The organism is Shewanella sp. 0m-6 (assembly GCF_052977325.1).
Genome location: NZ_JBRIMD010000009.1, coordinates 86,097 through 99,181, shown reverse-complemented (window position 1 = coordinate 99,181; position 13,085 = coordinate 86,097). Strand labels below are relative to the sequence as shown.

Sequence of the window (13,085 nt, the reverse complement as noted above, 5' to 3'; positions counted from 1 at the left end):
GATCCGTTGTGAACGATTATCTCTGCAAAAAAAGCTAATTTAAAGGGCTTTATTATGATTAATCATCAGTTAGCTAGGATTACGGCATCTTGCTTTATTTTGGTGCAGGTATTTGGCTGTAGACTCAGCGTTTGAAGCGGGTTTTAGATAGAAAAAAAGCGTGCTGAGCACGCTTTTTTGAGCAGAGGCCATAAAATTAGTGATTAATCACTCGAGGCAACTCTTTTTCTTCTTCTCGTAAGGTCAAGACTTCTACGCCAGTTTGGGTAACAAGTAATGTATGTTCCCACTGAGCTGAATTTTTGCCGTCAGAGGTGGTGACTGTCCAGTTATCTTTCTTATCCAGAACGCTAGTATGGCGGCCGGCATTAATCATAGGTTCGATAGTGAAACACATGCCTGGGCGTAATACGGTTTTGTCATTATTTTTGTAATGCATGACCTGTGGCTCTTCATGAAAGCCTGCGCCAATGCCGTGACCGCAGTAATCGGTCACAATGCTGTATTTTTCAAGGCCGGTTTTCTTTGATTTGATGAACTTTTCAATCAAGGTGCCGATTTCACCTAACTTCATGCCTGGACGCACTTTTTTAATGCTTAGATATAGCGCTTCTTGGGCGATACGGCATAGGCGAGCGTTCTTTGGGCTGACATCGCCGATAAGGAACATCTTAGAGGTATCACCGTGGTAACCATCAACAATGACCGTGATATCAATATTGATGATATCACCATCAATAAGCGGACGATCACTTGGAATGCCGTGACAGATCACATCGTTAATTGAGGTGCAAATTGATTTTGGAAAACCATGATAATCAAGAGGTGCAGAGATAGCGCCATTATCTTCAGTGAATTTAGCGCAGATAGCGTTTAATTCATTGGTCGTCGCACCCGCTTTGACATGTGGTGCGATCATTTCGAGTACTTGTGCGGCTAGTTTACCCGCGGCACGCATCTTTTCAATCTCTTCAGCTGTCTTAATTACTATACTCATTCTAGTATCTCTTAGTCTTTAAATTATCGTCTTTCAATCTGACGATTATGCCTGAAAAACGACGTAAATATTTGTGCTTTTTTTCATATTATGGTATAAAGCGCGCCGTTATGTTTGACTCTTGTCGATCTCACCTTAAGGTGGTTCGTTCGAGTTAAGATGGCGGCCATTATACATGGCTATTGATAAATACTAAATCACACACATATCGACACGTTCTTCGGGGTGCCCTCAATAGGGTCGAAGATATGGGATATGTGGAGGTCTAACCCCTAATATTTTAAGGTAAATAAAATGACTACAGTTTCAATGCGCGACATGCTACAAGCCGGTGTTCACTTCGGTCACCAGACTCGTTACTGGAACCCAAAGATGAAGCCATTCATCTTTGGCGCTCGTAACGGTGTTCACATCATCAACCTAGAGCACACTGTACCAATGTTCAACGAAGCACTTGCTTTCATCAGCAACGTTGCATCTAAGAAAGGTAAAGTTCTTTTTGTTGGTACTAAGCGTGCTGCAAGCGAAGCTATCAAAGAAGCTGCTGTTTCTTGTGATCAGTACTATGTTGATCACCGTTGGTTAGGTGGTATGTTGACTAACTGGAAAACAGTTCGTCAATCAATCAAGCGTCTTAAAGACCTTGAAAGCCAGTCTGTAGACGGTACTTTCGACAAGCTGACTAAGAAAGAAGCGCTAATGCGTACTCGTGAACTTGATAAGCTAGAGAAGTCTCTAGGTGGTATCAAGAACATGGCTGGTCTACCAGACGTGATTTTCGTAATCGGTGCTGACCACGAGCATATCGCTATTAAAGAAGCTAACAACCTAGGTATTCCAGTTGTTGCTGTTGTTGATACAAACTCTTCTCCAGACGGTATCAACTACATCGTTCCTGGTAACGATGATGCTATGCGTTCTATCCGTCTTTACACTGGTGCTGTTGCTGCTGCTGCGAAAGCTGGCCGTGGTCAAGACCTAGCTGTACAAGCTGAGCAAGACGGTTTCGTAGAAGCTGAATAATAAAGGTCGATGATTTTCATCACCCTTATTAACCAAGATACATGATTGGTGAACAGGGGCGCTCTCATTTAAACTGATAGGCCCCTGTTTTATATCTATTGAATTTGAAGAATTATCTGTAGAGGATTTAGCAATGGCAATTACTGCTGCCCAAGTTAAAGAACTTCGTGACCGCACTGGCGCTGGCATGATGGACTGTAAAAAAGCACTGACTGAAACTAACGGTGACATCGAGTTAGCAATTGATAACATGCGTAAGAGCGGTGCTGCTAAGGCTGCTAAAAAAGCGGGTAACATCGCTGCTGAAGGTACTATCCTTATCAAGCAAGGTGAAGGTTACGCTGCTCTACTAGAAGTTAACTGTCAAACTGACTTCGTAGCAAAAGATTCTAACTTCCTAGCATTTGCTAACGAAGTACTAGATGTTGCTGCAGCATCTAAAGTAACTATCGAAGATTTGAAAGCACAGTTCGAAGAGACTCGTGTTGCACTAGTTGCAAAAATCGGCGAAAACATCAACGTTCGTCGCGTTGAATACATCGATGGTGCAAACCTAGCACAATACCGTCACGGTGATCGTATCGGTGTTGTTGTTACTGGTGAAGCTGACGAAGACACACTAAAGCACATTGCTATGCATGTTGCTGCGTCTAAGCCTGAGTATGTTAACCCTTCTGACGTTCCTGCTGAAGTTGTTGAGAAAGAAAAAGCACTTCAAATCGAAATCGCTATGAACGAAGGTAAGCCTGCTGAGATCGCTGAGAAGATGGTTGTCGGTCGTATGAAGAAGTTCACTGGTGAGGTTTCTCTTACTGGTCAAGCTTTCATCATGGAACCAAAGAAAACTGTTGGCGAAATTCTTAAAGAGAAAGGCGCTTCAGTAACTAACTTCATCCGCTTAGAAGTGGGTGAAGGTATCGAAAGAAAAGAAGAAGATTTTGCTGCTGAAGTAGCTGCACAAATCGCTGCTACAAATAAGGCTTAATCTCCTTTTTTAGCAAACATAAGACCGTAGCAATTGCTGCGGTCTTATCGTATATACTCGAATAGTTTTGTGTTTTGCTAAGTAACATTCGGTATAACTATTCCAGTGTATAACCCCTATCGCCATAATCAGGACTAATAAATATGAGTACCAATCCTAAACCTGCATTTCGTCGTGTTCTTTTAAAACTAAGTGGTGAAGCCCTAATGGGTGAAGAAGGCTTCGGCATTGATCCTAAAGTGCTTGATCGTATGGGGCAGGAGATCAAAGAGCTAGTAGAGCTAGGTATTCAAGTGGGTGTTGTCATTGGCGGTGGTAACTTGTTCAGGGGTGAAGGTCTGGCTAACGCGGGTATGAACCGTGTAGTGGGCGATCACATGGGCATGTTGGCAACAGTGATGAACGGCTTAGCAATGCGTGATTCGTTGCACCGTGCATATGTTAATGCACGTTTAATGTCAGCTATTCCGCTTAAAGGCGTATGTGATGACTATAACTGGGCTGAAGCAATTAGTTTGCTTAAATCAGGCCGTGTTGTTATTTTTGCTGCAGGTACAGGTAACCCATTCTGTACGACTGACTCTGCTGCGTGTTTACGCGGTATTGAGATTGAAGCAGAAGTAGTGATTAAAGGCACGAAAGTTGACGGTGTTTATTCAGATGATCCAGTTAAAAACCCAGAAGCCGTCAAGTATGATGTAATGGGGTACAATGAAGTACTCGAAAAAGAATTGAAAGTAATGGATTTGGCTGCATTCACTATGGCCAGAGACCATAATATGCCATTGCTTGTATTTAACATGAATAAACCAGGTGCACTGCGCCGCGTTATCATGGGCGAGCAAGAAGGCACAATGATTAAAGCTGATTAAGCAATATTTAGTGACTTAAAAGGACATATAACGTGATAAACGAAATTAAGAGCGATGCGCAAACTCGCATGGACAAGTGTGTAGAGTCAACAAAAACTCAAATGGCTAAAGTTCGTACTGGCCGTGCACACCCAAGCTTATTGGATACTATCCAAGTACCTTACTACGGTTCGCTGACTCCGCTTAAGCAAGTTGCAAGTGTCTCTATTGGCGATGCTCGTACGTTAACGGTATCTGTATTTGACCGTACTATGATTGCAGCTGTTGAAAAGGCAATCATGAGTTCAGATCTTGGTTTAAACCCAATGTCTGCAGGCGCGACTATTCGCATTCCATTGCCAGCCCTAACTGAAGAGCGTCGTAAAGACCTTATCAAAGTGGTTCGTGCAGAAGCAGAAAACGGCCGTATTGCTATCCGTAATGTTCGCCGTGATGCTAATTCGAATGTAAAAGAATTAGAGAAAGACAAAGAGTGCACTGAAGATGACGTTCGTCGCAGTGAAGATGATGTGCAGAAGCTAACTGATGCGCACATTAAGCTAATCGATGAAATCTTGGCTGCTAAAGAAAAGGAGCTGATGGAGTTCTAATCGTACTCATCAGCATAGGGGAATGTTCACTATTTAGGTTGATTTTTAATGAGGCCTTGTGCAGATTTTTTGCTTCTTTATTGAGAAGTAGCGAGCTTTTTGCGACAGGTATTAAGCTTCACAGTTCACGCCTTGTAATAAAAGCGGCGAGCTCGGACAAAAATTAAACTTGAATGGACAACATGCCCTAGAGTTCAGACGCCGTGTAGAGTTATACTACACGGCGTTTGTCTATTTTTAAGGGTTGTAATAGATGTCAATCGATTCCCAATCTGACACTGAAGTGACAGAGACATTACCAAATGAGATATCGACTTTGGTAAAACAGTCTATCCCCAAACACGTTGCTATCATTATGGATGGTAATGGTCGTTGGGCACAGGCGCAGGGAAAGCCAAGAGTCATCGGCCATAAGGCGGGTGTAAAGGCGGTTAGGCGAGCGGTGAGTACGGCCCGAAATTTGGGTGTTGAATCATTAACATTGTTTGCGTTTTCTAGTGAAAACTGGCGCAGACCAGACAAAGAAGTCAGCTTGTTAATGGAGCTGTTTTTTACAGTGCTTCAGCGTGAACTTAAGCTGTTACACAACAATGGGGTTCGCCTCAATATTATCGGTGATATCAGTCGATTTTCTCCCCGTTTGCAAAAGCAGATTGCAGCAGCAGAAGAGAAAACGGCAGAGAATCATGATTTAGTGCTTAATGTCGCGGCCAACTACGGTGGACGATGGGACATTATGCAAGCGGCGCAAAAATTAGCTGCTAAGGTCGAATCTGGTGAAATGAGCAGCACTCAGTTTACCGAAGAGGCAATTAGTGAGCATTTGTGCATGCAAAATCAAGCCGAAGTTGATTTAATGATCCGCACAGGTGGTGACTATCGCATAAGTAACTTTGTCTTGTGGCAAGCCGCTTACGCTGAGTTAGTCTTTACTGACACTCTGTGGCCGGATTTTGATGAGGATGCGTTTAAAGACGCGATTGCTATTTTTGCTAATCGTCAGCGTCGATTCGGTTTGACAGGAACTCAAATCGATACCATCCGCTCTTTATAATAATTAATGAGGGAAGTTTTTTGCTAAAACAACGAATAATAACAGCAATATGGTTAATCCCCTTAGTTTTTGGTGCCATTTTCGGTTTACCGACTGAGTATTTTTCTTGGGCACTATTGGGAGTCTTTTTAATAGCCGCCAAGGAGTGGGGGCGTATTATCGATAGCAACTGTGAGATGACTCAATGGAGTTTCACCGTCACTATCGGCGTCCTATTAACCGCGCTAAACCTAATGGTGCCAGCTGATGAAATTTGGCACCGTGGTATGCTACATCCGATATTTCTCGCGGTGATCCTAATTGGTGGGTTCTGGTGGTTTATGTCGTTCATCATGGTGTTATCTTTCCCGAAAAGCGCACGCTTCTGGGAAAATAGCCACATGCTGAAATCCATGTTTGGTCAGTTGACCCTGATCCCATGTTTCGTTTCGTTACTTTCCCTTAAGGCACTTAGTACTCAAGCATCGCCATATTACGGTGGCACCTTGGTATTTTTAGTTATGCTTGTCGTTTGGGCTACAGACTCAGGTGCTTATTTTGCAGGTAAGCGATTTGGTAAGCGCAAGCTTATGCCAAATGTGAGTCCAGCCAAAACGATAGAAGGGTTGCTCGGTGGTCTGTTGACGACCATGTTAGTGGTTGCAGGTATTATGTATTTCTCACCAGAGCAAGAGATTGGTTTACTTATCGCTGTGACTTTATTTACTGCACTAGCCTCTGCAGTAGGCGACTTGTCTGAAAGTATGTTTAAGCGAGTGGCGAAAATTAAAGACTCTGGCACGATCCTACCGGGTCACGGTGGCGTATTAGATAGAATCGATAGCCTCACGGCTGCTTTACCTGTATTCACATTAATCTATATAGCTTTTTGGATGTAACTAAATGCAAAACATGGTGATTTTAGGCGCGACCGGCTCTATCGGAGCGAGCACTTTAAGTGTTGTCGCGTGTAATCCTGAGCAGTACAAGGTATTTGCACTGGTCGCAAATACCAATGTCGCAAAGATGCTAGAGATCTGTACTTTGCATCAACCTAAAATTGCCCATATGGTCGATGCAAATGCTGCTCAAGCACTGAAGCAGCAACTGCCAAGCCATTTAAATATCGAAGTGACAAGCGGTGAAGATGAACTCTTATCGCTTGTCAGTAGCAATGACGTTGATACGGTGATGGCGGCCATTGTTGGCGCAGCGGGCTTGCCTTCGACACTTGCGGCGGTTAACGCCGGTAAGCGAGTGCTACTTGCCAATAAAGAGTCGCTGGTGATGTCGGGTCAATTGTTTATCGAAGCGATGCAAAACTCTGGTGCGCAAGTGTTACCCGTCGATAGTGAACACAATGCCATTTTTCAGTGTTTGTCTGAGCGTTCTCAGCTTGAAATTGGCCGCTGCGATCTAGTGGCTGCAGGGGTTTCTCACATCTTGCTGACAGGTTCTGGCGGACCATTTTTAACGTCTGATTTGGCTACGTTATCGGCAATGACTCCTGAGCAGGCTTGTAAGCATCCTAACTGGTCTATGGGGCGTAAAATCTCGGTTGATTCGGCGACTATGATGAACAAAGGTCTTGAGTACATTGAGGCGCGTTGGTTGTTTAACGCCAGTCCTGAGCAGCTAAAGGTTGTGATCCACCCTCAAAGTGTGATTCATTCTATGGTGCAGTATCGTGACGGCTCAGTGTTAGCACAGCTAGGCAACCCCGATATGCGTACACCGATTGCTCATTGTATGTCTTTTCCACAGAGAATTAACTCAGGAGTTGAACCTTTAGACTTTTTCAAAGTCGGACAGTTAAGCTTCTTAGAACCTGATTTTAATCGTTTCCCCTGTTTAGCGCTGGCGATCGAAGCCTGTAAGCAAGGCCAGGAAGCGACAACGGTATTAAACGCTGCCAACGAAATTTCGGTACAAGCATTTTTAGGTGGCAAGATACGTTTTACCGATATAGCAAGAATAAACGAACAAAGCTTAATGAATACGGCGACGCATCCATTAAACAGTATCGATGATATTTTGGCGTTAGACTTTCAAAGTCGTCAATACACGTTAGACGCTATCACTAAGCTCAATTAGTTCAGAGGAAAGGAATGATCGATTTTTTATGGAACCTAGGTTCCTTTGTTGTTGCATTGGGGATATTAATTGCTGCTCATGAATATGGGCACTTTTGGGTCGCACGTCGCTGCGGCGTAAAAGTTGAGCGCTTCTCGATCGGTTTTGGTCGGGCTATTTGGCGCAAGACTGGCAAAGATGGCACAGAGTATGTCCTTGCGATGATCCCACTGGGTGGCTATGTCAAAATGCTCGACGAGCGCGTTGATGAGGTGCCTGAAGAGTTAAAAGAACAAGCCTTTAACCGTAAGTCAGTTTGGCAGCGCATCGCCATTGTAAGTGCTGGCCCCATTGCTAACTTTATCTTTGCGATTATTGCATTGTACGCCATGTATCTTATTGGCGTTCCAGCCATTAAACCAATCATCGACTCAACTATCGCGGGCACACCTGCTGCGCAAATCGTGGTTAAAGAGCCGATGCAGATCATGGCGATTGGTAGCCAAAAAGTCAGGGATTGGGAAGAAGTTAATCTCGCCCTAGCTGGACACATAGGTGACAGTAATGTCGATGTGACCGTCGCGCCACTGTCTCGCTTGCAAGGCTCGTCTGGCGATGAGCATACCTATTCGTTAAATACACAAGATTGGAAGATTAACCCCGAAAAAGAACTGCCGATCACCGCTATTGGTCTTGGCATGTATCGTCCTGCGATATTACCCACACTGGCACTCGTTAGTGATGATGGCGCAGCGGGTCAGGCCGGTATCAAGGTGGGTGACACCTTAGTTGCGATTGATGGTGAAAAATACCAAGATTGGCCGCGTTTCGTAGAGATTATTCAGGGCTCAGCCAATAAGCCTGTCAGCATTACCATACGTCGTGATGGAGAGCAGTTCACGGTTAAGGTAACGCCTAAGTCTCGTGAAAATGCTGAAGGTCAACTTGAAGGCGTGATTGGCGTGGCCCCAACATCTGAACCATGGCCAGAAAACATGAAGATACAATTGGAATACGGATTTTTAGATTCTTTTCCAGTTGCAGTCGATAAAACATGGCAACTTGTCTCTGTCAGCATTAAGATGATTGGCAAGTTACTTACTGGTGACGTTTCAGTTAAAAACTTGAGTGGTCCTATTTCTATTGCACAAGGTGCGGGAAATAGCGCTGACGTCGGACTGGTATATTTTTTAGGTTTTCTTGCATTGATTAGCGTGAACTTAGGCATTATTAATTTATTGCCTTTGCCAGTGTTAGATGGGGGACACCTTTTGTATTACTTCATTGAGGTAATTACAGGCAGGCCTGTACCGGATAAGGTACAGGAAATTGGATTCAGAATTGGGGCAGCTATGCTGCTGATGTTGATGAGTGTTGCGCTTTTCAATGACTTTTCCCGACTCTGAGCAAGGACAGACAAATAATTAGAAGTGCTCTATGAGATTGAATAAACTTTTTGCCTCGATGTTATTAGTCGGAGCGTCTTTTTCAGGGAACGGTTGGGCCGAAACATTCCAACCTTTTGAAGTAGCTGATATCCAAGTTGAAGGTTTACAGCGAGTGGCACTCGGTGCGGCTTTGCTCAACCTACCTGTGAAGGTTGGGGATACTGTTGATCAATTAAAATTGCAACAAGCAATAAAAAGCTTATATGCATCAACTAACTTCGAAAAAATTGAAGTGCTGCGCGATGGTAATGTGTTGGTCGTTAAAGTGACTGAGCGCCCAACCATCAGCTCTGTTACCTTTGAAGGTAACAAAGATATTAAAGATGAGCAGTTACAAGAGAGTCTTGATGGCTCTGGTGTGAAAGTCGGCGAGTCTCTCGACCGTACTATGCTCTCTGGTATCGAAAAAGGCTTGCAGGATTTCTATTACGGCGTAGGTAAGTACGGTGCTAAAGTTAAAGCCGAAATTATCAATCTACCCCGTAACCGAGTTGAGCTTAAGTTCACCTTTACCGAAGGTTTAGCCGCCGAAATTCGTCAGATTAATGTCGTGGGTAACACCGAGTTTAGTGATGCTGAGCTTATCGGCATGCTTGAGCTAAAAGACTATGTCGCTTGGTGGGATCTGTTTGGCGAGCGCCGTTATCAAAAACAAAAGCTACAAGCTGATCTTGAAACGATTAAGACTTACTACCAAAACCGTGGCTACATTCGTTTTGATGTAACCTCTACGCAGGTGGCAATGACACCTGATCGTAAAGGACTCTATATTACGATTAACGTCGATGAAGGTGAGCAGTACAAAGTCAAAGACGTTAATCTAACTGGCGACTTAATGGGTAAAGAAGAGGTGCTTGAAGCCATCTTACCTTTGAAATCCGGTGATATGTATAACGGCGGTGATGTGACCTTTACCGAAGAGATGTACGGTAAATACTTAGGTCGATTTGGTTACGCCTATCCTGAAGTGAAAACCTACCCAGAAATTGATGATGAAACGAAAGAGGTAAACCTCAACATCAACATCAATCCTGGCAAGCGTGTATATGTTCGTAATATCAGCTTTACGGGTAACACGGTAACGAAAGATGAAGTCATGCGTCGTCAGTTACGTCAGATGGAAGGTGCTTGGCTTAACTCTGCGCAAGTAGAGCTGTCAAAATCTAATCTTAACCGTTTAGGTTACTTCGAGACTGTTGATACTGAAACTGTGCAAGTGCCAGGTACCGATGATTTAGTCGATGTGGCATTTAGTGTTAAAGAGCAGCCATCAGGCTCATTTAATGCTGGCGTTGGTTACGGTACTGAATCTGGACTTAGTCTTCAGTTTGGTGTTCAGCAAAGTAACTTCTTAGGCACGGGTAATCAGGCTGGTATTAATTTAAACACCAACAAATACTCTAAGAACGTCAATATTAACTATACCGATCCATACTTCACTAAAGATGGCGTGAGCCTAGGTGGTAGTATCTATTGGAGTGAGTTTGATGCTGATGAGGCAAACCTTGAAGCCTATAAGAACAGCTCTTATGGTATTTCGTTAAACTCAGGTTTCCCTATTAACGAATATAACCGTATTAACGGTGGTATTGGATATCGTCATAACGAGATCTCTGAAATCTCTGCTTATGAGCAAGCGATTCGCTTCTACGATATTTACCGTGACAGTGATGATCCAAATGCTGGCTTAGCTTTCGATAACTTCGAATTAAGTCTGGGTTGGTCACGCAGTAACTTAAACCGTGGTACTTTCCCATCGGATGGTTCATCACAGCGTTTAAACGGTAAGATGACGGTACCAGGTTCTGATCTGCAGTATTTTAAAGCGGATTTTGATACAAGCTTTTACTTCCCACTTAACCGTAATCACAGCTTTGTTGTGCTAAGCCGAGCGCGTTTAGGTTACGGTAACGGTTACGGTAAGTTTAACGATAATGACCAGATCTTACCTTTCTGGGAAAACTATTACTCGGGTGGTAGCAGCTCATTGCGTGGCTTTAAGTCTAACTCAGTGGGTCCGCGCTCATTCTACTTGTATCGTGGCAGCGAGCCATGTGCGCCAGATCCATCGGGTGAAGGCTGTAGCTTACCTGGCGATCCTAACCAGATTCAGGTGAGTTCAGGTCGCTCAATTGGTGGTAACGCCATTGCAACTGCCAGTTTAGAGCTTATTGTGCCTACCCCATTCCTGGACGAGGCTTATACAAATTCTGTACGTACTAGTTTCTTTGTGGATGCCGGTAACGTGTGGGACACTGAGTTTGACTACGATTCATATCGTTACCTTCCAGTTGAAGAGTTTGATAGACTAGAAGATTATAGCGATCCGAGCCGTATTCGTGCCTCTTGGGGTATGAGCGTGCAGTGGCTATCGCCGATGGGACCTATGGTCTTTAGCCTTGCATGGCCAATCAAGGAATACGAGGATGATGAAACTGAGATCTTCTCGTTTAATATTGGTAAAACTTTCTAAAATCAATTTGAAAAAATCGGCAAGTTTTGCTGAGATAAAGGAGTTTGTTTTGAATAAGATGTTGAATCGCGCAATGATGGTTTTGGTTCTTTTAGGTGCACCGCTAGCGGCACACGCAGAAAAGATCGCAGTAGTTGATATGCAAGCAGTTTTTGAGCAGTTGCCACAGCGCGAGCAAGTGAACGAAACATTAAAAGCTGAGTTCGGTGACCGTGTTGCTGATGTGCAAAAGATGCAAGAAGAGCTTCGTGGTTTGCTAGAAAAACAGCAACGTGATGCGGCGCTAATGAGCGAGTCACAAAAGACCGACATGATGCGTAAAATGGAATCTATGAAAGCTGAGCTACAATTGAAAGGCAAAGCGTTAGATGAAGATATGCGTCGCCGTAACGGTGAAGAGCAAAACAAGCTACTGCTTGAAGTTCAAAAGACAATTAATACTATTGCTGAAAAAGAGCAGTATGACATGGTACTTCAACGTGGTGCTGTTATCTATGTTAAGCCAAGTGCTGACATCAGTAACAAAGTGGTTGAAGCTTTAGGTAAAGGCAAGTAAATAGATGAAAAGCTATACTTTAAGAGTATTGGCTGACCATTTAAATGCAGACGTTCAAGGTGATGACTCAGTTGAAATTTCAACTGTAGGCACCTTGGACGGTGCAGGTTCAGGTCAAATCTCTTTTTTGGCAAATTCAAAGTATCGTTCGCAGCTGACTAGTTCAGCTGCGTCTGCGATCTTAATGACGCCTAAAGATGCAGAAGGTTTTACAGGCAATGCGATTGTATTAAATGATCCCTATGTCGGTTTTGCTCGCATCGCACAATTTCTTGATACAACCCCAAAGGCGGCAGACGGTATCCACCCATCGGCACAAATAGCGGCCTCGGCCATGCTAGGTGAAGGCGTGGCAATTGGTGCGAATGCGGTCATTGGCGAGAATGTTATTCTTGGTAATAACGTTCAAGTTGGGGCGGGCTGTGTTATTGGTCAAGATAGTGTGATTGGTTCAAATACACTGTTATGGGCTAATGTAACGGTTTATCACAACGTTCATTTAGGCCAAGATTGCATCATCCATTCGGGAACGATTTTAGGTTCTGATGGTTTCGGTTACGCTAATGAACGCGGTCAGTGGGTTAAGATCCCGCAAACTGGTGGTGTGCGTATTGGTGATCGAGTTGAAATCGGTGCTAACACGACGGTAGACCGAGGCGCCATAGCCCATACTGAAATTCACGACGGGGTTATTCTAGATAACCAAGTCCAGATTGCCCATAACGATATTATCGGTGCTAATACTGCTATAGCAGGTAGTACGGTTGTTGCGGGTAGTGTAACGATTGGCAAGTATTGTATTATCGGCGGTAATTGTGCGATTTCAGGTCATTTAAGTATTGCTGATGGCGTACATGTGACTGGCAGTACCAACGTCACTAGCATTATTCGCGAAAAAGGCGTTTATTCATCGGCAACAGCCGCAATGGATAATAAGCTGTGGCGTAAGAATACCGTTCGTTTTAGACAGCTAGATACGCTATTTCAGCGCGTAAAAGCACTGGAAAATAACGTAAAGTAAATGACTGCTTTGTG

12 protein-coding genes are annotated in these 13,085 nt (G+C 43.9%); 11 read left to right on the top strand and 1 reads right to left on the bottom strand.

Annotated features, from left to right (window positions below):
- Positions 1 to 196 precede the first annotated feature (196 nt).
- Positions 197 to 997, bottom strand: coding sequence for a type I methionyl aminopeptidase (map, locus tag ACVBJC_RS09340; protein ID WP_447160596.1), 801 nt, complete (start codon positions 995 to 997; stop codon positions 197 to 199).
- Between the two features lie 294 nt (positions 998 to 1,291).
- On the opposite strand from map, the gene rpsB reads away from it, so the two are divergent.
- From rpsB to lpxD, 11 genes are all read left to right on the top strand, one after another.
- Entirely contained in the window at positions 1,292 to 2,020 is a 729-nt protein-coding gene (gene rpsB, locus ACVBJC_RS09335; RefSeq protein WP_447160595.1) for a 30S ribosomal protein S2, read from the top strand.
- A gap of 133 nt (positions 2,021 to 2,153) precedes the next feature.
- Entirely contained in the window at positions 2,154 to 3,005 is an 852-nt protein-coding gene (gene tsf / locus ACVBJC_RS09330) for a translation elongation factor Ts (protein WP_447160594.1), read from the top strand.
- Between the two features lie 143 nt (positions 3,006 to 3,148).
- A complete protein-coding gene (gene pyrH / locus ACVBJC_RS09325) occupies positions 3,149 to 3,877 on the top strand; it encodes a UMP kinase (protein ID WP_447160593.1) in 729 nt (242 codons plus the stop codon).
- 32 nt (positions 3,878 to 3,909) lie between these two features.
- Complete coding sequence (frr, locus tag ACVBJC_RS09320) at positions 3,910 to 4,467, top strand: ribosome recycling factor (RefSeq protein WP_447160592.1); 558 nt, start codon at positions 3,910 to 3,912, stop codon at positions 4,465 to 4,467.
- Between the two features lie 253 nt (positions 4,468 to 4,720).
- Positions 4,721 to 5,521 (top strand): polyprenyl diphosphate synthase, encoded by an 801-nt coding sequence (uppS, locus tag ACVBJC_RS09315; protein WP_447160591.1) that lies wholly within the window; start codon positions 4,721 to 4,723, stop codon positions 5,519 to 5,521.
- A 20-nt stretch (positions 5,522 to 5,541) separates the two neighbouring features.
- Complete coding sequence (locus ACVBJC_RS09310) at positions 5,542 to 6,399, top strand: phosphatidate cytidylyltransferase (RefSeq protein WP_447160590.1); 858 nt, start codon at positions 5,542 to 5,544, stop codon at positions 6,397 to 6,399.
- A gap of 4 nt (positions 6,400 to 6,403) precedes the next feature.
- A complete protein-coding gene (gene ispC, locus ACVBJC_RS09305) occupies positions 6,404 to 7,594 on the top strand; it encodes a 1-deoxy-D-xylulose-5-phosphate reductoisomerase (protein WP_447160589.1) in 1,191 nt (396 codons plus the stop codon).
- A 14-nt stretch (positions 7,595 to 7,608) separates the two neighbouring features.
- On the top strand, positions 7,609 to 8,979 hold the full coding sequence (gene rseP / locus ACVBJC_RS09300; protein ID WP_447160588.1) for a sigma E protease regulator RseP: 1,371 nt from the start codon (positions 7,609 to 7,611) through the stop codon (positions 8,977 to 8,979).
- Positions 8,980 to 9,010: 31 nt separating this feature from the next.
- The gene (bamA, locus tag ACVBJC_RS09295; protein WP_447160587.1) at positions 9,011 to 11,494 is read left to right on the top strand and encodes an outer membrane protein assembly factor BamA; all 2,484 of its coding nucleotides are present in this window, start codon (positions 9,011 to 9,013) and stop codon (positions 11,492 to 11,494) included.
- A gap of 58 nt (positions 11,495 to 11,552) precedes the next feature.
- On the top strand, positions 11,553 to 12,050 hold the full coding sequence (locus tag ACVBJC_RS09290) for an OmpH family outer membrane protein (protein ID WP_447160655.1): 498 nt from the start codon (positions 11,553 to 11,555) through the stop codon (positions 12,048 to 12,050).
- A 4-nt stretch (positions 12,051 to 12,054) separates the two neighbouring features.
- On the top strand, positions 12,055 to 13,071 hold the full coding sequence (gene lpxD / locus ACVBJC_RS09285) for a UDP-3-O-(3-hydroxymyristoyl)glucosamine N-acyltransferase (protein WP_447160586.1): 1,017 nt from the start codon (positions 12,055 to 12,057) through the stop codon (positions 13,069 to 13,071).
- The last annotated feature ends 14 nt before the right edge of the window (positions 13,072 to 13,085 follow it).